The 25,664-nt window shown below is 35.2% G+C and carries 13 protein-coding genes; 7 read left to right on the top strand and 6 right to left on the bottom strand.

What is annotated here, in order from left to right; translation table 11 throughout:
- The first annotated feature begins 136 nt into the window (after positions 1 to 136).
- From QSV08_RS00375 to QSV08_RS00360, 4 genes are all read left to right on the top strand, one after another.
- Entirely contained in the window at positions 137 to 418 is a 282-nt protein-coding gene (locus QSV08_RS00375) for a hypothetical protein (RefSeq protein WP_324025666.1), read from the top strand.
- Positions 418 to 14,262, top strand: a complete 13,845-nt coding sequence (locus QSV08_RS00370) for a Calx-beta domain-containing protein (protein WP_324025665.1) — start codon at positions 418 to 420, stop codon at positions 14,260 to 14,262. The genes QSV08_RS00375 and QSV08_RS00370 overlap by 1 nt, the downstream gene beginning before the upstream one ends.
- A 288-nt stretch (positions 14,263 to 14,550) precedes the next feature.
- On the top strand, positions 14,551 to 15,453 hold the full coding sequence (locus tag QSV08_RS00365) for a type IX secretion system membrane protein PorP/SprF (RefSeq protein WP_324025664.1): 903 nt from the start codon (positions 14,551 to 14,553) through the stop codon (positions 15,451 to 15,453).
- Positions 15,454 to 15,471: 18 nt separating this feature from the next.
- Positions 15,472 to 17,418, top strand: coding sequence for an OmpA family protein (locus tag QSV08_RS00360; RefSeq protein WP_324025663.1), 1,947 nt, complete (start codon positions 15,472 to 15,474; stop codon positions 17,416 to 17,418).
- Between the two features lie 152 nt (positions 17,419 to 17,570).
- Here the strand turns inward: QSV08_RS00360 and QSV08_RS00355 are convergent, their stop codons facing one another.
- The 4 genes from QSV08_RS00355 to QSV08_RS00340 all read right to left on the bottom strand — a co-directional run bounded on the left by QSV08_RS00355 (position 17,571) and on the right by QSV08_RS00340 (position 19,910).
- Positions 17,571 to 18,119, bottom strand: a complete 549-nt coding sequence (locus QSV08_RS00355; protein WP_324025662.1) for a ClpP family protease — start codon at positions 18,117 to 18,119, stop codon at positions 17,571 to 17,573.
- Positions 18,120 to 18,237: 118 nt separating this feature from the next.
- Positions 18,238 to 19,071: a mechanosensitive ion channel family protein gene (locus QSV08_RS00350; RefSeq protein WP_324025661.1), complete on the bottom strand. Its 834-nt coding sequence runs from the start codon at positions 19,069 to 19,071 to the stop codon at positions 18,238 to 18,240.
- 24 nt (positions 19,072 to 19,095) lie between these two features.
- Positions 19,096 to 19,284, bottom strand: coding sequence for a hypothetical protein (locus tag QSV08_RS00345; protein ID WP_324025660.1), 189 nt, complete (start codon positions 19,282 to 19,284; stop codon positions 19,096 to 19,098).
- A complete protein-coding gene (locus tag QSV08_RS00340) occupies positions 19,284 to 19,910 on the bottom strand; it encodes an RNA polymerase sigma factor (RefSeq protein ID WP_324025659.1) in 627 nt (208 codons plus the stop codon). The genes QSV08_RS00345 and QSV08_RS00340 overlap by 1 nt, the downstream gene beginning before the upstream one ends.
- A gap of 78 nt (positions 19,911 to 19,988) precedes the next feature.
- Between QSV08_RS00340 and QSV08_RS00335 the strand changes: the two genes are divergently transcribed.
- The 3 genes from QSV08_RS00335 to QSV08_RS00325 all read left to right on the top strand — a co-directional run bounded on the left by QSV08_RS00335 (position 19,989) and on the right by QSV08_RS00325 (position 23,146).
- Complete coding sequence (locus tag QSV08_RS00335) at positions 19,989 to 20,669, top strand: hypothetical protein (protein WP_324025658.1); 681 nt, start codon at positions 19,989 to 19,991, stop codon at positions 20,667 to 20,669.
- A gap of 43 nt (positions 20,670 to 20,712) precedes the next feature.
- Positions 20,713 to 21,873 carry a hypothetical protein gene (locus tag QSV08_RS00330; RefSeq protein ID WP_324025657.1) on the top strand — a complete coding sequence of 387 codons (1,161 nt, stop codon included), beginning with the start codon at positions 20,713 to 20,715 and terminating at the stop codon, positions 21,871 to 21,873.
- A gap of 106 nt (positions 21,874 to 21,979) precedes the next feature.
- A complete protein-coding gene (locus tag QSV08_RS00325; RefSeq protein WP_324025656.1) occupies positions 21,980 to 23,146 on the top strand; it encodes a hypothetical protein in 1,167 nt (388 codons plus the stop codon).
- 6 nt (positions 23,147 to 23,152) lie between these two features.
- Here QSV08_RS00325 and QSV08_RS00320 read toward each other — a convergent pair whose 3' ends face one another.
- Entirely contained in the window at positions 23,153 to 24,301 is a 1,149-nt protein-coding gene (locus tag QSV08_RS00320) for an MFS transporter (RefSeq protein WP_324025655.1), read from the bottom strand.
- A gap of 93 nt (positions 24,302 to 24,394) precedes the next feature.
- Complete coding sequence (kynU, locus tag QSV08_RS00315) at positions 24,395 to 25,663, bottom strand: kynureninase (RefSeq protein ID WP_324025654.1); 1,269 nt, start codon at positions 25,661 to 25,663, stop codon at positions 24,395 to 24,397.
- Position 25,664: the final 1 nt, after the last annotated feature.

The raw sequence follows: 25,664 nt of genomic DNA, 5'->3' as shown, positions 1-25,664 counted from the left end.
TTTGTGTCAGAATTAGATCCCAAATCTGTTCTAAAAACTTTTCTTAACCTGCTAGCCAATAATGTTTTGCATTCAACTTGCAATCATTTTTGATAAGGTTAAGGATTAATATTAAGAATTAAACTTAACCATTATTATGAAGTCAATTGACACTTCTAACAACATCATCACCCTTTACAGAAATTTAACTTCTGCACATCCTCAATTTGGATGGCAGTCTTCTTCGGTTATTTATTCCGGAGTATACAATTTTGACCATATGGTGAAGAACAATAAAAGTGCTCATCAGGTTGACCTTTCTCCTAATTTAATAGAGACCGTGTTTGGAAATAATACATTTTCAAATAACTCTAATATGGTTTCAACTCACTCTACTTTTTCAAAAAGTACATTTTCAACTAATACAAAGAATCAATAATGAAGAATTCTACTTTCATAAAATCGACAATGTTATTATTTGTCATGTGGTTCTTTTTTGGTTCTGCAAATGTAATGGCACAGACCTTTTCTGTTTCTGACGCAAGTGCGAACGAAGGGTCTAATATGACTTTTACAGTCACCTCTAGTACTCCGCTCACCGGTAACTATACTTTTGATATTGCATACGCAAATAATGGTACTACAACCGCAGCAGATTATAACGGACCAAATTCGGTTACCTTAAGTTTTCTATTAAATACTACAGATACATTTACTGTTGCTGCATTGAACGATGATTGGGTAGAGGTTACACAACAAGAATTCACATTAACGTTAAGCGATCCTTCAAGCACGTATACTTTCGCTGATGCCAATGGTATCGGTACCATTACAGATACTGATGTCGCCTATGTTACTGGCAGCAATTATGACATTACAGAAGGTGGAGAGATACAATACAGTTTATCATTATCTAACGGCACCAATTCTGGCGGTCAACAATACGTTGGTATTGAAGATGCGTATAGTGTTGATTTTTCAGTAGAAATTAACCCTAGCTCATCGAGCCCGGCAACTGATGGTTCTGATTTTAATTCTTTTACCACTACAGTTACTTTTCCTGCTAGTTCAGTGGCTGGTTCCGAAATAATTATTCCTATACCGACTATTGACAATACTATTGTTGAACCTTCTGAAGAATTTAACGGAGTTAAGTCTAGAAACGCGGCAGAAGCTACCAAATATGGTTCTGCACCATCTAGAGTTAGTATAAATACAGAACGATCTGCATTACGTATTCATGATAATGACGTCGCTACAATTAATTTAAGTAATACTAACGAACTAGAATCTGTTGGTAATGCCAATATTGTATTTACATTAAACGGTGATGTTCAAAATGATTTCACTGTAAATTACAGTACTTCAGATAATTCTGCCGTAGCATCTTCAGATTATAACTCTAGTTCAGGTTTTGTGATTTTTAACGGGAATAACACTGAAAATTATTTTAGAATTTTTGCAATAACCGATGATTCAATAATTGAATCTACAGAATATTTTACAGTAGTACCAACATATAGTCCTTCCCCTATCTCTAGTGCAATGACTAATTATGTGCCACAAAATATTGTTTTTGCAACTAATGAAGGTGTTGTTACCATTACAGATGATGATTTAGATACCGATTTTGACGGAGTTAACGATTTAGTTGATGAAGATGATGATAACGATGGTATTACCGATATTAACGAAGGTAGCGGAGATTCTGACTTAGACTCAATCATAGATAGTTTAGATTCTGATTCAGACAATGATGGTTGCCCAGATGCTGTTGAAGCGGGACATACAGATCCTGATGATGACGATTATTTAGGCACTTCTCCTATTTCTGTAACCTCAACAGGTTTAGTAGTTGGACAAGGTGGCTATACAGGTACTGATAGTAAAGTAACAACAGCTTTTCAAACTGTAAGTATAACATTGCAACCTACAGATAGAGTTGCTAACCTAGGTGACACAGTTACCTATACAACTGCAGTCAATGGAACGGCACTTACCTATCAATGGGAAGTTAGTGCTGATGATGGTGCTAGTTGGAATCCAATTTCAAATGGCGGAGTTTATTCGGGAGCTACTACTACAGCTTTGACCTTAACTACGATTACTAGTACAGAAAGTGGTAATCAGTATCGTTTTAGTGCATTTGATAGTCAAAACTTATGTACGCCATATACCTATTCTAACGCTGCTGATTTATTTATTAGACCTACAATAGCAATTGCCGATGATAGTACTGCCGAGGGCACTGACCTAGATTTTGCAGTTACCCTTTCTCACGCAGTGAATGAGGTGGTAACTTTTGATTTATCTTATACAAATATTACTACGCTAGCCACAGATTATACGGCATTAGCTAATTTTTCAATTCCTAGTAATACACTAAATACCAATATTTTAATACCTGCTATTGACGACTCACTTATTGAAAGTGATGAAACCTTTACTTTAGGTATGACTAATGGATCCACTAATACTGGTAACATTACAGATACCGCAACAGGCACAATTACCAATATAAATACACCTGCCGCTGGCGACGGAGTATCTATAGCCGATTTTTCTATAAATGAAAATGTGGGTACGGTAGATTTTGTTTTGACCTATACCGGCCCAACAGTTCAAAATGCATTTACAGTTGATTATGTTATAACCGATGTAAGTACAACTTCTAGTTCAGATTATAATGTAAACCTAACAGGTCAGGTTACTTTCCCTGCCGGTACTGCCGATGGAGATACGCAACCTTTATTATTAGCAATTACAGATGATACAGTAATTGAGGGCGATGAGAGCTTAACGGTACAAATATCGAATATCTCTAACAGTCTCTTAGCTATTATAGATGCAGATGCTTCGGGTACAATTACAGATAACGACACTACCCCAACTACAGGTTTATCTATCGCAGATATCAATTTTAACGAATCGACTGCATCAGCTAATTTCGTGGTAACCTATAATGGTGGTAACGTTAAAACCGGATTTACTGCAGATTACACCATAACAAATGGTTCTGCTATATCTGGTACGGATTACAGTGCTTCTTTAACCGGACAAGTTTCATTTCCAAATGGTACGACAGATGGTGCAACCCAACTTGTAAGTGTAACTATTATAGATGACCTTATTATTGAAGGTGATGAAGACTTGAATATTGAATTAACTAATCTTTCTACTACTCTTATCAATTTGGTTGATCCAAATGCAGTGGGTACTATCTTAGATAATGATTCAAAAACAGCCACTACAGGTTTAACAGTTGCTGATATAATTGTAGATGAAGATACTGGTACAACTAATTTCGTAGTAACCTATAACGGTAGCGAATTACAAAATGCTTTCACCGTAGATTATACTATAACTGGTGATACAGCTACTGCCGGTTCAGATTTCAGCGGTAATCCTGCGCTATCGGGTCAGCTAACTTTCCCTGCTGGAACCTCAGACGGCAATGTGCAAAATGTAAGTATCAATATCAATGACGATACTTTTATTGAATCTGATGAAACCATCAATTTTCAATTAACGAATTTATCAACAACCTTAATCAATTTGGTCGATGCCAATGCAATTGGTACCATTACCGATAATGATGTTAAAACAGCTACTACAGGTTTAAGTGCTGCTGATTTTTCTGTTAGCGAATCTGCAGGAAGCACGAATTTTGTAATCACTTATAATGGTAACGATATTCAAACTGGTTTTACGGTTGATTATAATATTACAGACGGTACAGCTACTGCTGGAAAAGATTATAGTACTACGCTCGCAGCAGGACAGTTGAGTTTCCCTACTGGCGCTACAAATAATGACCAACAGACAATTACAGTAACAATTTCAGAAGATTCTTTTATTGAAGCTACCGAAGATTTAAACATTCAGCTTTCAAACTTGTCTACAACATTAATTAATATTGTAGATCCTACAGGCACTGGTACTATTACTGACAACGACAATACTGCTGCTAACGGAATAGATTTTCAAAACGCAACTGTTACGGTTGCCGAAGGAGACCCAACCGATAATGTTAATGCAACTTTTATAGTTGAATTTAATGGTGATGTAGATACTGGTGAAACCGTTGAAGTAGATTATTTTGTAAATAATGGTTCTGCTAACAATGCAACAGATTTCAACCCTAATGCTACTATACAAACGTTAACTTTTACCAATACTACAAAAACTCAAAATATTGTTGTACCGATCATAAGTGACAATGTAATTGAAAATGAAGAAGACTTCTTTGTAAACTTAGTAGCTATTCGTTCTAATGTAGGAGTTAATTTATTGAACAACCAAGCTAGAGGAGTAATTACCGATGATGATGGTGGTTCCCTTTCTGTAACCGGTTTTAGTATTGTAGAACAAACAAACAGTATAAATTTCGATGTTACCTATACTGGAGATAGATTAAATGGCGGTTTTACCCTGGCATACGATATTGCTGATATTACTACGACAACTGGCGTTGATTACACATTGACTACAGCTCCTGCCACGTCGGGCACCTTAACCTTTACAGGTGTAAATAACGAAGTACGCTCAGTTCAAATTAATATAGTAGGTGATGACTTTATAGAGAATAATGAAGATTTAAGTATCACAATTTCAAATCCGACCTCAACTAAAATCAGCATTACAAATGCAGATGCAATCGGTAGTATTACAAATGATGATACAGGTACTATTGCCGTTACCGGTTTTACAGAAGATGAATTTAATACAACTGCAAATTTCGATGTTACCTATACCGGTAACCCTGTTAATGGAGGCTTTACAGCAACATACGAAATAACCGATAATACGACCACAGCTGGTAGTGATTACTCTGTAGCTTCACAAACTGGTACGCTTAACTTTTCAGGTGCTACGTCAGAAGTTATTCAGGTTCCTGTAAATATTATTCAAGATGCATTGATTGAAGGTGATGAATCTTTAAGAATAACGATTACTTCAATTTCACCAAATTTAATTACGGCATCTGCCCCAACAGCTATAGGTACTATAACAGATATAGATCACTTACCTACTGCTGTAAATGATTCTTTTGTTGTTTTCCAAAATCAAACCTCAGCACATATTACCGTGCTTGATAATGATGATTATGGTTTTGATGGACCGGCTTCAACTAATCCATTACAAATAGTAAACAACCCAATAAACGGTACCGTTACTCTTATGGATAATGGCACCCCTGGTGATGCTACAGATGATTATTTTGAATATCTACCTAGTCCGTCTTTTAACGGAAACGATACTTTTAGATATAAGATAGTGGATTCTAACGGTTCTGAAGATGAAGCGGTAGTCAACATATTTGTAAACGATACCAACCTTAAAAAAGATTTTGAAATTCGTTATTCTGGCAGTATTAATGGTGATTTTACCATGATTGCCAATAATGTTCTTTCAAGAAATGCAACTGGAAATTATAATGGCGAAGACGGTAACCATACTTTTTTCGATAATGTTTTTGTTGATATCGATTCTGATCCAACAACATTTAACTCTACCAATGCCAACTTAGCTAATCCTGAGCCATCGTTAAGCTGTTTAAATATTAAGAAAGCATACCTATACTGGGCTGCTGCAGATAAAGAATATGATGGTACTACGGGTGGTAGCGCAACTGAACCATCTTGGAATTACGATCAGGTGAAATTAATGCTACCTGGTCAATCTTCTTACACAACTATTTCTGCAGACGAGGTTATTTATAGAGGTCGTAATGATCATTTTCAAAATGACCCATACGTTTGTATTAAAGATATTACTGATGATATAAATGCACTTTCTACCCCATTTGGTTCGTACCAAGTAGGTAATGTAAAAGCTACTGAAATGGACTTACGTTCGCATGGTATTGCAAATGTTACCGGTACTTCTGGTGGATGGCAAATTGTCTTTGTATATGAAAATGTTTCTCTTGACCCTAAAAACATCACACTATATGATGGTTATGTTCACACTTTTGCTTCTGATGGTGCAGGTGAAACAGAATTTAACTTTAGCGGTTTTGAAACCATTCCGAACGGAATAATAAATGCTGATGTAATGTTAGGTGCCTTAGAAGGTGACCGTGACCTTACTGGTGATCAATTATTAATTTATGACACTTCAAATAACTGGTCTAAATTATCGACTACATTAAGAGATGAGGACAACTTCTTTAATAGCCGAATAACTATTGACGGTCTAAATTATGTAGATAGAAATGCCGCTAGTACAAACACTTTAGGTTTTGATGCTACTGTTTTTCCTTTAGCAAATACTTCTAATCGATATATAGATAACGATCAAACTTTTGCCCGTTTTAAAATTACAACCGATCAAGAATCTTACGGTCTATATTTAATGGGCTTAAGTGTAGATGTATACAAACCTAGTTTAGGCGCCTTAAGCTTAGACACAAATGCAACAGGTCCTTTCAACGCCGGCGATATTGTACCCTTAACTTTAAATGTTACCAACATAGGTAATGATAATATTCAAGATTTGGTAATTACTACGGTATTACCAATTGAAGCTAATTTTTCTGGGGTAGGAACTTTACCTTCAGGTATTACGCATTCTTATGACCTAGCAACAAAGACCTTAACTTTTACAGCTCAAAATGGTTTCACCGATATGGGCGATAATTACGATCTTGATTTTGATATTGAAATCATTGAGGCTTGCCACTTTTTAGAGACCGCTTGTACAGCTAGTTTTGAATTGCAGGCAAATGCTACCTATAGCGGGGTTACCAACGGAGACCCAATTACTACGAATAGTTCTTCTTCTACAGATTCTTGTGGTATTGGTACGCATACACCAACGATTATTGATGTACAACAGCCTGCACAAGTAAATTGGTCTACAGCTCCAAATGCATTGGACAGAACTGTTGCTTGTGATAATATTGCCGCGCTGAACAATGCTAATTCTTTAGTACCGGCAACGGCATCTTGTAATTTTACATTAGATAAAACTGCTGGAAATTTTGTGCAATCTGGCGCATGCCCAACACAAGGTACATATACCAATACTTGGACGTTTACCGATGCTTGTGGTAGAGTAAGTGATACTTTCACTCAAGTTATTACTATAGAAGATAAAGAAGCTCCGACTTTCAACGAGTCATTACCACAAGACTCTTACGCTGCTCATGATAATATTCCTGTAGCACCAGTACTTTCTGCTAACGACAACTGTGATTCTAATTCTACAGTTACCTTCGACGAAACTTATATTGGTGATAATACAAGCACTGATTATACAATTATTAGAACTTGGACAACCAATGATTGTGCAGGTAACAATACTAGCCATACACAACACATTTACGTTAGTGAAAGTGGTAATCCTATTGGTATTAGCATTAACGATGTTACCGTAAATGAAGATGCAGGTACGGCAGTACTTGAAATTACACATACAGGTACCGTTTCTGGCGGTTTCACCTTAAACTATGCTACTGCAGATGATACTGCACTACAACCAGGTGATTATGTTTCGGCGTCAAATACTGTTGTTTCTTTCGCAGGTACAAACAATGAAGTACGCTTTGTTACCATTACAATTAATGATGATTCAATTATAGAAACTACCGAGCAATTCTTTGTACAACTTACTAGCGGTACAAATACGCCTACCATTAATGATAATGAAGGTATTGCGAGCATAACAGATAATGACAATGTTCCTGGCAGTACTGGTATCTCCTTTGCAGATGACAATGTTATTGTTACCGAAGGCACTAATACCTACGCTAGATTTGTGGCTACGTTCACGGGTACTATTGCTCCGGGTGAAACGGTTACTGTTGATTATGTAACTGCTAACGGCACTGCTATAGAACCTGACGATTACACTTCCTTTACAGGCACGGTGACATTCAACAGTACTACGAATTCTGTAAATATAGACGTTCCGATAATTGATGACAGTTTTATAGAACCATCAGAAGATTTTACAATCACATTATCTAACATACAATCGAATATTAATGTTGGCTTCCTTGATGAACAACCGACAAATACAGCAACTGGTACTATTAATGATGACGATAATATACCTGGTACAACTGGTATATCTTTCCAGAACGACAACATCACAGTAGATGAAGCTGCAGGTACTGCAACTATTAATGTTTTACTTACTGGTAATGTTCAAGGTGGCTTCACGTTAGATTTTACAACTAATGATGATACCGCTACACAACCTGGTGATTATAGCACAAATAGCGGACAATTAACTTTCGCAGGTACAGATGGCGAATTACAACCAATTACCGTTGCTATTAATGACGATGGTATTATAGAAGTTACCGAAGGTTTGTTTATTGATCTTTCTAATCTTTCTACTACATTAATAGCGATAAATGATGATCAAGGTGTTATCAATATTACAGATAACGATAGTCTTGCCGGAACTGGTATTTCATTCCAAAATGATGATATTACCATTAACGAAGCTGATGGTACTGCTACTATAAATGTTCTTTTAACTGGTAACGTTCAAGGCGGATTCACATTAGATTACGCTACTGCAGACGATTCTGCCATTCAACCGGGAGATTACACTAGCATTGCTGGTCAATTGACTTTTGCAGGTACTGATGGTGAAGTTCAACCTATTACGGTTACTATTATTGATGATGATATTATTGAGGCTACCGAAAGATTATTGGTTGACCTTTCTAACCTTTCTACATCATTAATTACAATTAACGATAACCAAGGTAATATCAACATTATCGATAATGATAATATACCAGGTACAACGGGTATCTCGTTTGAAAATGATGATATTACTATCAACGAAGATGCTGGTACAGCAACGATTAATGTTTTACTTACAGGTAATGTTCAAGGTGGATTTACTTTAGACTATATCACTAACAATGATACGGCTGTTCAACCTGAAGATTATACGGCAACATCTGGTCAGTTAACTTTTGCAGGTACTGATGGTGAAATACACCCAGTTACCGTATCCATAATCGATGATACTGTTATTGAGGCTACTGAAAGGTTATTTGTTGACCTTTCTAACTTATCTACAACTTTAATTGCTATTAACGATAGTCAAGGTAATATCAATATTACTGACAATGATAATGTTGCTGGTACAGGTTTGGCTTTTCAAAATGATGATATTACAGTTGATGAAGGTGCCGGTACAGTTACTGTCAATGTTTTATTAACTGGAAATGTAGGCGGAGGCTTTACTGTAGATTATACCACTGGCGATGATACTGCGCTTGAACCAGATGATTATACAACCAGTTCAGGTCAATTGACTTTTGCAGGCACCGATGGTGAATTACAACCTATTACGGTAACAATTATCGATGATAGTGTCATTGAGACATTAGAGCGTTTATTCGTTAACCTTTCTAACTTATCGACTACATTAATTACTATTACCGACAACCAAGCTAACGTCAATATCACAGATAATGATTATATACCTGGTACTACTGGTATTGCGTTTGAAAATGATGATATTACTATAGATGAGGCTGCGGGTACAGCAACAATAAATGTGCAATTAACTGGTAATGTTCCTGGCGGATTCACTTTAGATTATACCACTAATAATGACACTGCTATTCAACCAGGAGATTATACCCCTACCAACGGGCAATTAACATTCAATGGTAATGACGGCGAAATTCAACCTATAGTTGTTCCTATTATTGATGATAATATCATTGAAGCCACTGAAAGGTTATTTGTAGACCTTTCTAATTTATCGACTTCTCTAATTATTATAAATGATAACCAAGGGAATATTAACATTACGGATAATGACAATATACCGGGTACAACAGGTATCTCTTTCCAAAATGATGATATTACAGTAGATGAAGCTGCAGGTACTGCAACTATCAATGTATTGTTGACAGGTAACGTTCAAGGCGGATTCACTTTAGATTACACCTCTAATAATGATACGGCCGTAGAACCAGGTGATTACACTGCTGATGCAGGACAGTTAACCTTTGCTGGTACAGATGGTGAAATTCAACCTGTAACTATAACCATCATTGACGACAATATCATTGAAGCGACCGAAAGATTGTTTGTAGACCTTTCTAATTTATCTACGACCTTAATTGTCATTAATGACAACCAAGGGAACATCAACATTACAGATAATGATAATGTGATTGGTACAGGTATCTCATTTGAAAATGATAATATCATAGTAGATGAAGCTGCTGGTACCGCCACCATAAATGTAGTATTGACCGGTGACGTTCAAGGCGGCTTTACTTTAGATTATACGACCAATGACGATACTGCTGCCCAACCTGGTGATTATACTACTAGTGCAGGACAGTTAACATTTGCAGGTACTGATGGTGAAACACACCCTATTACTGTTAGTATAATTGATGATAGCTTAATTGAAACAACAGAGAGATTATTTGTAGACTTATCTAATTTGTCTACTACTACTGTTATAGCTATTAATGAAACCCAAGGAAATATTAGTATTACTGATAATGATAATATACCAGGTACAACGGGTATTGCATTTGAAAATGATAATATCACGGTAGATGAAGCTGCTGGCACGGCTACAATCAATGTACAATTAACAGGTAATGTACCTGGCGGATTTACTATTGATTATGCTACGGCAGATGGTACTGCAATTCAACCTGGCGATTATACTAGTAATTCTGGTCAATTGACCTTTGCTGGTACCGACGGCGAATTACAACCTATTATAGTTTCTATTATAGATGATAATATTATTGAAGTAACAGAAGCGTTGTTGGTGAATTTATCTAACCTTTCTACTTCTTTAATCGGTATTAACGATAACCATGGGAATATTAATATCACAGATAATGACAATATACCTGGTGTTACTGGTATATCATTTGAGAATGATGATATCACTATTGATGAAGCTGCTGGTACTGCTACTATAAATGTAGTATTGACCGGTAATGTTGAGGGCGGATTCACGCTTGATTACACTACTAATAATGATACAGCTGTTGAACCTGGTGATTATACTACCGATGCAGGACAGTTAACCTTCTCAGGTACTGATGGAGAAATTCAACCTGTAATCGTAACAATTATTGATGATAACATCATTGAAGCAACCGAAAGATTGTTTGTAGACCTTTCAAACCTATCTACAACTTTAATTGCCATCAATGATAACCAAGGTAATATCAATATCACCGATAATGATAACATACCAGGAGTTACTGGTATATCATTTGACAATGATAATATCACTATAGACGAAGCAGCAGGTACGGCAACAATTAATGTATTGCTTACTGGAAACGTGCAAGGCGGATTCACATTAGATTATACAACTACTAATGATTCTGCTATTGAACCTGGTGATTACACTACTAGTTCGGGTCAATTGACCTTTGCCGGTACTGACGGAGAAACACATGCTATTACAATTAGTATTATAGATGATACATTAATAGAGTTAACTGAAAGTCTATTTGTAGACCTTTCAAACTTATCTACTCCGTTAATTACAATCAATGATGATCAAGGTGTTATTAATATCACTGATAATGATAGTGACCCATCTCTTTATGGAGTTGCCTTTGATATTACTTCAATTGATGTAAATGAAGATGCCGGTACAGTTTCTCTTGATGTTATACTTAATGCCGATGTTCAAGATGAGTTTACGGTAGAATACTACACTGTAGATGGTACTACTTTAGATGGTAGTGATTACACGGGTGTTCCACAAAATACTCAGACATTAACATTTGGCGGTACAAATTCAAATACACAGACCATCGTAATTCCTATTATTGATGATACGTTGATTGAATCTACAGAAGATTTCCAAGTAATATTAGAGAATATATCTACTCCGATAGTTGGTATACTTGCCAATGATACGGCTACAGTTAATATCATTGATAATGATGCTGACCCATCTCTTTACGGTGTTGCCTTTGATACTACTTCAATTGATGTAAATGAAGATGCTGGCACAGTTACTTTAACTGTCGTTCTTAATGCAGATGTTCAAGATGAGTTTACTGTTGAGTATTATACTGTAGATGGTACTACCTTAGATGGTAGCGATTATACAGGTGTTCCTCAAAATACACAGACCTTAACGTTTGGTGGTACAAATTCAAATACACAGACCATCGTAATTCCTATTATTGATGATACGTTGATTGAATTCACAGAAGACTTCCAAGTAATTATTGAAGACATCTCTACCCCTATTGTTGGTATTCTTACCAATGATACCGCTACAGTTAACATAATTGACAACGATGCAGATCCAGCTCTTTATGGGGTTGCTTTTGATATCACTTCAATTGATGTAAACGAAGATGCTGGTACAGTTTCTCTTGATGTTGTACTTAATGCAGATGTTCAAGATGAGTTTACGGTTGAATATTATACTGTAGATGTCACTACCTTAGATGGTAGCGATTATACAGGTGTTCCTCAAGATACACAGACATTGACATTTGGTGGTACAAATTCAAATACACAGACCATCGTAATTCCTATTATAGATGATACTTTGATTGAAGCTGCAGAAGACTTCCAGGTTATTCTTGAAGACATCTCTTCTCCTATTGTTGGTATTCTTGCCAATGATACGGCTACTGTGAATATCATTGATAATGATGCCGACCCATCACTTTACGGTGTTGAGTTCGATACTACTTCGATAGAAGTAAATGAAGACGCTGGTACGGTTACTATTAACGTAGTTCTGAATGCAGATGTTCAAGATGAGTTTACTGTTGAATTCTATACTGTTGATGGTTCTACTGTTGATGGAATGGATTATACGGGAGTTCCTCGTAATACACAGACATTGACATTTGGTGGAACAAACCCGAATACACAGACTATAACAATTCCTATTATTGATGATATCATGATTGAAGATCCTGAAACATTCAGTGTAATTCTTGAAAATATCTCGAATCCGATTATAAGTATATTATCAGATAATATTGCCACGGTTACTATTATTGATAATGATGGTAATGAAGGTTGGCCAACTGATGAGACTATTGAAGCATGTGATGCAATACCTGATGCTTTTGTAATAACCTCTGATAGCGCTTGTGCCATTACTGTTGTTTATAAAGAACTAATCGCTGGTCAAGATGATGAGTGTGCTACAGAATATACGATTACTAGAACATGGACGATTACCGATTGTGTTGGTAATGTTCGTACACATACCCAAGTAATTACTATTGAAGATACGGTTGCACCAACTTTCAATGAAACGCTACCTCAAGATATGACGGTTGAATGTGGTATGGTTCCAGATGCAACTACATTAACCGCTACTGATTCTTGTGAGCCTAATATTGATGTAACGTTTGAAGAAACGATTACAAATGATGAAAACTGTGCTCTAGGGTATACAGTTACCAGAACTTGGACAGCTACTGATTGCGCAGGTAACATGGTTGAACATACGCAGGTAATTACTGTAGAACCTACGGACCCAATTATGAGTCAGCCGTATGAAGAAGAAGTTACCATTATATGTGGTGATGATATTCCTGAAGCACCAGAAATGGTATTCACGGGTGGCTGTAGCAATTTTGATGTTGTTTACAATGAAGAAACGCAACAAGCTGATGATTCTGATGATTACATGATTATTAGAAACTGGAACGTAACTGATTCTTGTGGTAACACTGCTTCTTTTGAACAAATCGTTTTTGTTCTGCAACCACAATTGCAAGAAATTACCATAAACGTTTGTATTGAAGAAGAGTCTATTGACTTATTGAATTACCTCCCGGCAGATTTCGACCGTAATGGTTCATTCATGATTTTAGAGGGCGATGTAGTATTGGAGCAAAATTATTTTGATCCTATGACCCACGAACCTGGTGAATACAAAATTGCCTACAGTTCTACTGAAGGTACTTGTAAGTATTATGTTGACTTTACCGTTATCGTTGACACAGAATGCATACCATGTGGTAAAGGTGATATAGAAATTTCTAAGGCAGTTACCGCTAACGGAGATGGTGTAAATGATTTCTTTGAAATCAAAGGTGTAGAGTTTTGTGCCTTTAGTTTTGATGTTATGATATTTAACCGTTGGGGTACTAAAGTAGCCGAGGTTAAAGATTATCAAAATGACTGGGGCGGTGAATCTCCTGATGGTTCTTTCGGACAATCTGGAATGTTACCGACCGGTACTTACTATTATATTATTAATGCTACCGATATAAATACTGGTACAATTCTAGAACCATTTAATGGGTATATCTACCTAGGTACTAATTAAAATTTAAACATATAATTCATAATACCTCATCATTTTATTGATGAGGTATTTTTATTTTCACTGACAAAAAAAATCAACACAAACTACTACATATAAGCCTTTTACATACTTATTCTAGTTTAACCGATAAATATATCAATTGAACGAAAATGCTGTTTCAGAACGAATAATCTGGGGTGTCAGCCGTTATTTTTTAAATACTTAAGAACAGCTATTAAATTTGTAACCAATAAGATAACCTACTTATACATTAACATATAGCCTTTAAAGCTAAACCCAAACACAACCATGAAAAAAGCTAATCTACTTTTAGCCATTCTACTTATAACAGGTGCCTTTGTAAGCGCACAGCAGTTGCCCCAGTTTACGCAGTATATGTATAATACAATTTCTGTAAACCCTGCTTATGCCGGTAGTAGAGAAACGTTGAATGCAACTATTTTACATAGAAACCAATGGGCAGGTTTAGAAGGTAATCCAAGAACTAGTACCCTATCAATACATTCTCCTATGAAAAATGAGCGCGTAGGTATTGGTGTATCTTATATCAATGATAAGTTAGGTTTTGAAAGTACAAATTATTTCTACGGAGATTTCTCATATACCGTTCCTGTTAACCAAAAAGTTAATATGCGTTTTGGTCTAAAAGGTGGTTTCACTAGCTACAATCTTGAAAATCCTGATCCTAACGATCAGTTCTTCAATGCTAATTTCAACAACATAAATCCAAACTTTGGTGCTGGTTTTTATATTGGTTCCAACAGATGGTATGCAGGTATTTCCTCTCCTAGAATATTAAATACAGATTTAAACGATGGTGAGTTTGAAGCTATTGAGCGTAATAGTTACTACGCTATTGGTGGTATGGTATTTGACCTTTCTGAAACCACAAAATTCAAGCCTACCGTTATTACAAAATTCACCAATGGTGCCCCGGCAACGTATGATTTTACTATTAACTTTTTATTCAACGAAAAGTTTTGGATTGGCACTTCTTACCGTGTAAACGATGCATCAAACTTTGGTGCTATGATGGACTACCAAGTGTCTAGAGATTTTAGAGTTGGTTATGCTTATGATTTACCTACCTCAGCAGTAAGACCTTACACTGGTGGTACACACGAAGTTATTTTAATCTATGAACTTTTCAAAAAGGTGTTAGGCCCTGTTAAGTCTCCTAGATATTTCTAATAATTTAAAATCGATAAGATGAAAAATTATAAAAATATTGTAGTAATAATGCTGCTTTTACTAGTAGCTCAATTATCTATTGCACAGGTAGCATCACAAAAAAAGGCTGATTACTATTTCAGTAAATTCTCATACTCTTTAGCGATACCTGAGTATGAACGAATGGTAGAAACAGATTTCAACGCAGAATATGCACATCAGCAATTAGCCGAATGTTATTTATTAATACGCGACTATAAAAAATCTATTCCTCACTTTAGCGCTGTTATAAACAATGCAACCCTACCTACAGATTACTATTTTAAATATGCCATGGCCTTATACGCCAACGGCGATATGGAGGAGTCTGAAGTTTGGATAAAAAAATATAAAAAATACAATAAGAACGATTCTCGTGTTAAGCGATTTTTACAAGATGGCAACTTAGCTTCTGTAGTTTTTAACAGTAGACAACGTTACGAAGTGGAGCCGGTCGCCTTCAATTCTACCGACAGCGATTTTGGTGTGTATCGATTTATGGGCAACTTATATTTTGGTTCTTCAAGAAGAGATGCTGTAACCGGTGAAAGTTATGGTTGGAACGATGAGCCTTGGTTAGACCTTTTTGTAGTTCAAGAAGATAACCCTCTCTCTGAACCTAAACGCGTAAAAGGGAACATCAATACTAAATACCATGAAAGTTCTGTAGCATTTTCTACGGATTATAAGAATGATACTATCATGTATTTTACCCGAAACAACTTCTATGACAAGAAAGCTGGGTACGGAGTTTCTAATGAAATAAACTTAAAAATATACACAGCTAAACTAGTTGATAATAAATGGGAAGAAAATAGCAACCTTAGGGTTAATAGTGACTATTATTCCACTGGGCATCCGTCTGTAAATCTTGCGAGAACACGCATTTATTTTGCATCGGATAGACCTGGTGGTTATGGTGGCACCGATATTTACTATGCTGAAATTCATGAACGTGGTGGTGTACAAGAACCTATTAATGCCGGACCTATTGTAAACACGGAAGGCAATGAAATGTTTCCTTTTATAAATGAGGAAGGGAAACTATTCTTTAGTTCTGATGGTCATGTTGGGTTTGGTCAATTAGATGTTTTCTCAACCATTTCTAATGAAGAAGATGAGGTTATTGACATTATAAATTTAGGTACGCCTATCAATAGTTCTAGTGACGATTTTGCTTATTACGGTTTACCGAACGGATTAGACGGCTACGTAAGTTCTAATAGAGAAGGTGGTGTAGGTAGCGATGATATCTATAAATTTAAATTTACACCTGCATTAGATGTTGAAGGTTATGTGGTAGATGGCGTAAACAACCAAATGCTTGACAGTGTTCAAATTAAATTATTTGACCAAGTTACCAATACAATGGTAGCACAAACAATGACAGATGAAAATGGGTACTATAGATTTCCCGTTAATAGAAAAACAAACTATATGATAGAGGCGGTTAGAAAAACACATCCTCATAAAAACGTTTACTTCAACACGTCAAAAACACCAAAGGCTCAAAAAATAATGAGACAAGATATTGTTCTTGAGCCTGTTATGGATTTGAAATTACTAGCGGGACTTAATAAAATATATTTCGATTTTAATAAAAGTGATATAAGACCAGATGCTGCGAGAGAATTAGATAAAGTAGTTCGTGTTATGAATAACACCTACCCTGATATGATTATTAAGCTAGAAGCACATACCGACCCCGTAGGTAGTCACGAATACAATGATGACCTTTCTGAAAGAAGGGCTAAGTCTACCTATGAATATCTTATTGAAAATGGCGTATCACAAGATAGAATTGTTTCTTACAAAGGTTTTGGTAAACGTGTACCTATTAATAAATGTACTAGCAAAGAAGATTGTACTGCTGAAGAATTAGAGCTAAACAGAAGAACAGAGTTCCCGATTATGCAAATCAAAAAAGGTGTATTGGCATCTAAATAATTTTTTAAGAATACCTCATAAATTCAACAACAACCTTATCGCTTTAAGATAAGACCGGATAACATTTTGTTTTCCAAAAGTTAACTACCAACCAAAAAAAAGTCCTTTACCAATCTGGTAAAGGACTTTTTAATTTTTATAGCTGTTGTAACCTATTCCATAATACCGTCAACGATACCATATTTGATAGACTCTTCTGCATTCATCCAATAATCTCTATCGAAATCCTTTAAAACCTTATCAAAATCTTGACCACAGTTATCTGCCAATATATGTGCACTTAATTCTTTAGTTTTAATAATTTCTCTAGCTTGTATTTCAATATTAGAAGCTTGACCTCTTGCACCACCACTTGGTTGGTGAATCATTACCTGTGCATGTGGCTGAATAAATCTTCTTCCCTTTTTACCTACTGATAATAAGATAGAACCCATTGATGCCGCCAAACCTGTACAGATAGTTGAAACCGGACTCTTTAATGCTTTTATAGTATCATACATTGCAAAACCAGAAGTAACATAACCACCCGGACTATTAATATATAATTGAATTTCTTTATCGCTCTGCATATCTAGATATAACAACCTGTCAATTACATGTTTTGCAGAATCGTCATCAACCATACCCCAAAGAAAGACTTTTCTTTCCTCCAGCATTTTCTCATCTATGGCTTCCTGAATTTTTCCTTTTTTAGCACTCATATTTTAAGTTTATTTATCTCTAACAAAATTAATGAATTAATTCATAAACATACGTAGCAATAACATTTTGAATTATTACCATATCTGTTCTTACTAAATGAAAAACGTTAATTTTCGATTAGGATTGTTCTTCTACGGTAACTGTTTTCTCTACTACCTTTTTAATAGGGATAACAACCTTACCAGATTTCGTTTTCAATATCATTGAAATATTATCAATACCGATTACCGTACCCTGTAAATCCCCTATTTTAACCTTATCTCCTACCTCGTAAATCTTTCTTGAGTAGAATGTTCTTAATAGGTCACCTACAATTTCTCTAGACCCTAAGCCTAATGCCAATGCAATTGCCAATAAGAATGCACCTAGTACAATAGTAAAGTTATTAGTGATAATCTGTGTATCTATACCTGCTTGGTTCAATGCAGTAATACTAACAAATATGATAATTAGATAAAATAAAACATTACCTAACAACTTACCACCACCAAGACCAATTGAATCAAATACTTTAATAATTGTTTCTTTGATTGTTTTGGCTAAAAACAGCCCTAACATAAGTATTACCATCGCCGATAATAATATTGGCAAGTATCTTAATAGGTTGGCAATTTCGGTCGATATAATGGTTAAGCCCATAATATCTGATGCAACGATTATAAATACCAACCACAATAATACCTTTATAAAAGTGATAATTATCTTAGGTAAATCTATTTTGATATCGGCATCACCGAACAGTTTTGCTTCATTAATTTTTTCAGAAGCTTTATCTAATTTGATGGCTTTGAATATTCTTTTTAAAACAAAGGTGACAACCTTAATAATTATCCAACCAAAAATAATAACGATGAATGCTCCGAAAATTCCTGGCAATGCAGAGGCAATATCTTTGAAAATATTACTTAAAGATTCGAAGGTGAGGTCTTTCCACTTATCAACTGTATCCATATAACTTATTCTACTTTATTTTTATTAGCTTTTAGATTTCGTCTGTAACATACCTTCTATTATTGAGGCAAAACTGTCTGTAAACAGACCAGATAATTCCATGATCAATTTAGCCGTAGCAACGTCGCCCATAACTTTTTTACGTAGTTCTGGCGGAACATCTTTTAGGTCCCCGTCTAAATTTTTAAATGGATTTTGGTTCTGTTCTAACATCAGTTTAGAGTTTTATACATTTCCGTAACCTTAGCCTTAGCTCTCTTCAACCTCATTTTAATAGCGCTTGATTTAAGCTCTAAAATATCTTCCAATTCTTTTATTGATGCTCCATCTTGATATTTCAACAACAATATCGTCTTATCTTCTGGAGCAATAAGTTCTAATGCTTCTTTAAGTTTATCGACTTGCATTTGCAATAACAAATCATCAGTAACTTCAACAGGTACATCTTCTTGCACGTCGAATTTTACTGAATTATCGTCGATTTTCCGTTCCTTATTTCTATTGACATAATTGACACAGAAATTATAGGTAAAAGAATATAACCAGGTAGAGAATTTTGAATTCCCTTTAAAAGAACCAAGCTTAACATATAACATTAAAAATATATCTTGGGTCAAGTCTTCTGCCTCTTTGTTCGATTTTGCAAACCCCAAGCATTTATTGTAAACCAATTTAGAGTACCTATCATAGAGCACACCAAAGAGCATAGAGTCATTGTTAGATACAATGCGTTCTACTAACTCTAAATCGGTATAGTCTTCGTTTTTACCACTAGAAACCGTTTTTTCACTGAATTGGTTTCCAATAATAATAAAACATAGCTTTTTAAGAAATGTCACTTTGATAGATGGTTTACAAAAAATAAAAGTAGGTTAAAGATACTGTAATTGATATATTTACTTGAAAATCTGCTGAAAATGAAAAAATTAATTATTCTTTCCATTATTATTTCAAGTGTTTTTACAGCATGTAAAACCGACCAAAAAAAGCCTAAAATTGCTCTTGGCGAAGATACGCAATTGACAGTTCTTGAAAAAATCGCAAATGCAAACGGATTTGAAAAATGGAAAGATGTACAAAGTATCAAGTTCACATTTAATGTAGACCGAGATGATGAGCACTTTGAACGTACTTGGTTATGGAAAACATCGTCTAACGAAGTTACCATGATGACCAGACAAGATACTATTACCTATAACAGAAAAGCAGTTGATAGCACCATGACCGCAACAGATGGCGGATTTGTAAATGATAAGTTCTGGTTACTAGCTCCTTACCAATTAGTTTGGGATCAAAAAAGTTTTACTTATAAACATACCGAAGGTGTAGAAGCTCCGATCAGTAAAGCTACTATGCATAAATTGACCACAGTCTATTCAAACGATGGTGGTTACACACCTGGTGATGCGTACGATTATTATTTTGGTGATGATTTTATTATTAAGGAATGGGTTTACAGAAAAGAAAATCAGTCTGAACCTAATATGACTACCAGCTGGGAAGACTATAAAACTGTAAACGGATTGAACATTAGTATGATGCACAAAAGACCAGATGCTGATTTCTCTCTTTTCTTTACAGGTGTAGAGGTGAAATAATTCGGTACGGAGTTTGATATTGTTCAGAACTAACTCACCAATTATGAAACTCTCCCTATTCACATTACTTCTTTTTTCTTTTTTTAGCTACGCCCAATACAGCACTAGCGCTATTGTTTTAGATAGTGCAGACAATTCTCCGTTAGAATTTGTCGGTATTTACAATAGTAAAGATCATACGATGACCAATGCCGATGGGCGTTTTCAGTTTACATCATCTTTAGATTCTGTTGTTATTTACAGACCTGGGCACGAAACAATCAAAGCTATTTTTAGCAATCTAAAAGACACCATATTATTAGAAAAGAGTGTTTTAGAATTAGATGAGGTAGTAGTTACCAATCAAAAATCAATTCTACAAGAAGTTTACGAATCTCTAAATAAAAACTACAGCGCTGAACCCTATAAAGAGAAGTTTATGCTTCGTGCAATTAATAAATATAATGGAGAGATGCACAGGATTGAAGATATTACAGGTAAGCTTTCTATTAAAAACATGTTCAAGGATGACTCTACCAAAGAATCAAAAAAGGACTTTATTGTAGAGTTAATTAATATGAGAAAATTAGGTCTAAAAAATGATGCTAAAAATGCTTATTTGGTTTTCCCTTCATTAAAAGATTTCTATAATCAACTTACTGAAATTACCCAAAACGAGTCTCTTTATGATATTACCGAAAAGAAATTTAATAATGGTGAGAATATAAAAATTGAATTCATTAAAGAGTCGGACTCAATTGATATTAAAGGTTATTATATTATAAAAGTCAGCGATTTTGCAGTCCAAGAATACAAGTTTGAAAAAAACTCGAAAAAAGGTGAACTTTTCAAAAATAAGCACCTCTTATACAGAACAAGTTTTTACAAGAAACATTCGTTTTTTAAGAAAAAAATTGATTCAGATAAATATTATCTTAATTCTGGAAATCTTGAATATACAGTTATAACTACCGATAATGAGAATTCTTTCGAAGGGAAACATAACCTCAAAGTGATTTTAATAACCTCAGATAATTTTGGGAATTTTCAAGTTACTAAGAATGCAAATGCCACCAAAGACCTTTTTAAATTAGACTACCCATACAACCCTAGCTACTGGAACGAACAGAACCAATTACTTTTAACTGATGAAATGACGGCCTTCATTGAAAAAGTACAAGACCCACAAAACGATTTTAAAATTAGCAGTAACCTTAAAAATTAAACAGCTAATAGGAAAGATTACTTGTCAACGGTATACAATAGTCTTTGGCTAAAAATTAAATATAATGGTATAAAATTTGATGTACTTCAACTTCATTAATTACACTATGAAACTTCAATTCTTCTTACTTTTTTTATTTTCTATTTTCAGCTATGCTCAGCATACTACAAAAGCTGTAGTTTTAGATAGCGCAGACAATTCTCCGTTAGAATTTGTAGGTATTTACAATAGTATAGACCATACAATGACCAATGCTGATGGGCGTTTTCAGTTCTCTTCTAGCTCAGATTCTATTATCGTTTACAGCGTTGGGTATGATAAACTTATAACCACTTCTCAAAAAGTAAAGGACACCATCTACCTTAACAAAAGTGTATTAGAATTAAATGAAGTAACCGTTACCAATGAAAAAACGCTCTGGCAAAAAGTAGGGGATTCTGTAAGATCCAACTACCCTACTTACCCTTATAAAGAGAAATTTTTATTAAGAGGTGTATTGCGATATAATGGTGAAATTACACGAATACAAGATTTACAAGGAAAGCTAGAAAGAAGAACGCTCTTATACACTAAAGAAATTGATCCAGACAAAAAAGATTTTAAAGTTGAGTTGACCAATATGCGTAAAGTTGGCTTGGTAAAAGACGAAAAACAAGTGTATTTCATCTTCGAAACTTTTTACCAATTATTCATGAACTTCACTCCGCTGAATGCAACAGGAGATGCTTTTGATTTAACCGAATCGACTTTCGAGAATGGCAATAAAATAAATCTAAGCTTTCACACCAAGCCTGAATTTGACAATGAAGAAGTAAAAGGACATTATATCATTAATACTAAAAACAATGCATTAGAAAGTATTTCCATGAATTTTAATTTTAAAAATAAGCCCTACAAAAAAGACGGGGAAACAAGATTTAGAACAGTATCGGTAGAAAAAGAAATTTACCTTTCAAAATCTTCTAAAAATAATAAGTATCATATAGCATCTGCCAAGTATGATGTAAAAGTGGAATTGACTGATGAGCAACAATCATACACTTCATACTACGATGTTTCTTTTATTCTAACCACTTCAGATAATGAAGGCGATTTTGAGGTAAAGAAAAATGTGAGCACTTCTAAAGATCTTTTTAAAATAAACTACCCTTACGACGAGAGTTACTGGAATGCACAAAACCAATTGCTTTTAACTGATGAGATGGTAGATTTTATTGAGAAAGTACAAGATCCCAATAGCGAATTTAAAATCCGGAGTAATATTAAAAACTAAGTAGAGCTACGCCTTTTTTCTTTTTAACAAGAGTGTAAATAGTAGAATTAAGAATGCACATGCTAGCAGCACTACAAAACTTCTAGTAAGACTATAATTTTCTGCTAAGAATCCTAGAATTGGTGGGGCACATAAAAACCCAGCATACCCTGCTCCTGCAATAAATGCTATGCCCTTTGAGGAATCTATTCCTTTTACATTCCCTCCTATTCTAAATACTTCGGGCACCATTACTGAAAAACCTAATCCGTTCAAAGCAAAGCCTATGATACTTAAATAGGTATTTCCTGTAAGCACCAAAAAATAGCCCAATATCGCAAGAATAGCACCTAGCGCGACTATTTTAACTGAACCAATTTTGTCGCTGATTCCATCACCCAAAAAGCGACCTAGGGTCATGGTGATTTGAAATCCTAAAAATCCTAATCCCCATAGGGCTTCTGGTGCTAGTGCAATTTCTTTTAAGTACAATCCGCTCCAATCTACAATAGCACCTTCACTACCCATTGCCATAAAAGAAATAAGTCCCAAAAGCAACAATGGTTTTAGCAAACCAAAACTAAATGGTTCATTTTCGATTTCTTCAGCTACTTCGGTAAAATAATAGTTCCTGAATTTTAAATTGACCAACAAAACCAGTAACACGGCAATAGTCATGTGTAATACGGGATTTGACAACGGACCAATTAAAAAGCTACCCAAACCTGCCAATACTCCGCCAAGACTAAAAAAGCCATGCGAAGCTGCCATAAATTTGACTTTATCTTTTTTCTCTATTTCGGTAACCAAGGTATTCATCGAAATATCGGTAATGCCGTTTGCTGCCCCAAAGAGAAATAAAGCTCCCATTAATACATAATAATTAGGAGCTAGCAACGGTAACATTGCCGCTGCACAACTTAATAGTACACCATAAAAAGTGGTTTTACCTACACCTACCCTATTAACAATACCAGAAGCAAACGGAAAAACAGTAAACACACCCAATGCCAAAAAGAAAATAGCTATCCCTAATTCAGATTTACTGATTTCTAAAGCATCTTTTACAGCTGGTATATAGATTGCCCATGTACCAAAAAGAATATTAATACTTGCGAAAACCCACGAGGGACCGAAATATCTAGCATTCCCTAAAATTAATCGTAATGACTTCACTTTTTATTTGTTGTCCGTTGTCCGTTGTCCGTTGTCCGTTGTCCGTTAAATATTAAAAAAAATCTATGTTCTATTCTCTAAATTCTATAAAATTTAATTTGCTAGAACCCCTGCTTTTAAAATTTGACCAAAACGGTACATATCTTCATAGGTAGAATAAAAAGGTGCTGGTGCCAAACGAATTACGTTTGGTTCGCGCCAATCGGTTACGACGCCGTTTTCCATTAAATAATTGAACAGAGATTTTCCTTGTCCGTGTAAGAACACAGATAACTGACAACCTCTATCTTCGGGAGTGATAATTTCAAAAGAACTATCTACTTCTTTATCTATTTCGTGTAGAATATATTCCAAGTACGATACGATCAATTTTCTCTTTTCAATCAACTTTTGCATACCCACTTCTTCGAACATCGTAAGTGAAGCCAAATAAGGTGCTACAGATAATATGGGTGCATTACTTATTTGCCAAGCATCTGCATTTTCCATTGGCTCAAATTCTGGCTTCATAAGAAAACGAGTTTCTTTCTTCGTTCCCCACCAACCTTCGAAACGTTGAATATCTTTCTTGTTTAGGTGTCTTTTATTTACAAAAATTCCTGATGCATTTCCTGGTCCGCTGTTCATATACTTATAACTACACCACGACGCAAAATCTGCATCCCAATCATGCAATTTTAATTCTACATTACCTACGGCATGCGCTAGATCCCAACCTACATTGGCGCCTACAGCTTTTCCGGCTTTTGTAATGGTTTCCATATCCATCACCTGACCATTGTAATAATTTACTCCGCCTATTAAAACTAATGCTAGCTCATCACCTAATTCATTAATTTTCTCAAGTATATCTTCTGTTCTCCAATGGTGTTCTCCATCGCGTTTCTTAATCTCAACAATGGTTTCTTTTGGATCTAAACCATGAAAGCGAACCTGGCTTTGAAACATGTATTGATCACTAGGGAAAGCCTTTTCTTCGCACAGAATCTTAAATCTTTTCTTTGTTGGGTTGTAGAAAGAAACCATCAATAAATGAAGGTTCACGGTCAAGGTATTCATCACCGAAACTTCTTCTGGCAATGCACCAACCACTTTTGCCAATGGTGCTGCTAATCGCTCATGATAGTCCCACCATGGTTTTTCAGCATAAAAATGCCCTTCTACCGCTAATTCTCCCCAATCTTTCATGACCTCATCAACAAAAGATTTGGTTCGTTTTGGTTGTAATCCTAAAGAGTTTCCTGTAAAATAGATAACTTCTTTCCCTTTGATTTTAGGAAAAATGAACTCATCTCTATATGTTTTTAAGTTGTCTTTTGCATCTAACGATTGTGCAAACGCCAACGTATTTTTAAATTCCATA

This window comes from Maribacter sp. BPC-D8 (assembly GCF_035207705.1).
Lineage (GTDB): Bacteria > Bacteroidota > Bacteroidia > Flavobacteriales > Flavobacteriaceae > Maribacter.
This window is presented reverse-complemented; position numbering and strand designations above follow the sequence as displayed.

What these genes read in the sequence shown, in the direction of transcription:
- QSV08_RS00375 (WP_324025666.1), top strand. Translation starts at nt 137, where the DNA reads ATGAAGTCAATTGACACTTCTAACAACATCATCACCCTTTACAGAAAT.
- QSV08_RS00370 (WP_324025665.1), top strand. Translation starts at nt 418, where the DNA reads ATGAAGAATTCTACTTTCATAAAATCGACAATGTTATTATTTGTCATG.
- QSV08_RS00365 (WP_324025664.1), top strand. Translation starts at nt 14,551, where the DNA reads ATGAAAAAAGCTAATCTACTTTTAGCCATTCTACTTATAACAGGTGCC.
- QSV08_RS00360 (WP_324025663.1), top strand. Translation starts at nt 15,472, where the DNA reads ATGAAAAATTATAAAAATATTGTAGTAATAATGCTGCTTTTACTAGTA.
- QSV08_RS00355 (WP_324025662.1), bottom strand. Translation starts at nt 18,119, where the DNA reads ATGAGTGCTAAAAAAGGAAAAATTCAGGAAGCCATAGATGAGAAAATG.
- QSV08_RS00350 (WP_324025661.1), bottom strand. Translation starts at nt 19,071, where the DNA reads ATGGATACAGTTGATAAGTGGAAAGACCTCACCTTCGAATCTTTAAGT.
- QSV08_RS00345 (WP_324025660.1), bottom strand. Translation starts at nt 19,284, where the DNA reads ATGTTAGAACAGAACCAAAATCCATTTAAAAATTTAGACGGGGACCTA.
- QSV08_RS00335 (WP_324025658.1), top strand. Translation starts at nt 19,989, where the DNA reads ATGAAAAAATTAATTATTCTTTCCATTATTATTTCAAGTGTTTTTACA.
- QSV08_RS00330 (WP_324025657.1), top strand. Translation starts at nt 20,713, where the DNA reads ATGAAACTCTCCCTATTCACATTACTTCTTTTTTCTTTTTTTAGCTAC.
- QSV08_RS00325 (WP_324025656.1), top strand. Translation starts at nt 21,980, where the DNA reads ATGAAACTTCAATTCTTCTTACTTTTTTTATTTTCTATTTTCAGCTAT.
- kynU (WP_324025654.1), bottom strand. Translation starts at nt 25,663, where the DNA reads ATGGAATTTAAAAATACGTTGGCGTTTGCACAATCGTTAGATGCAAAA.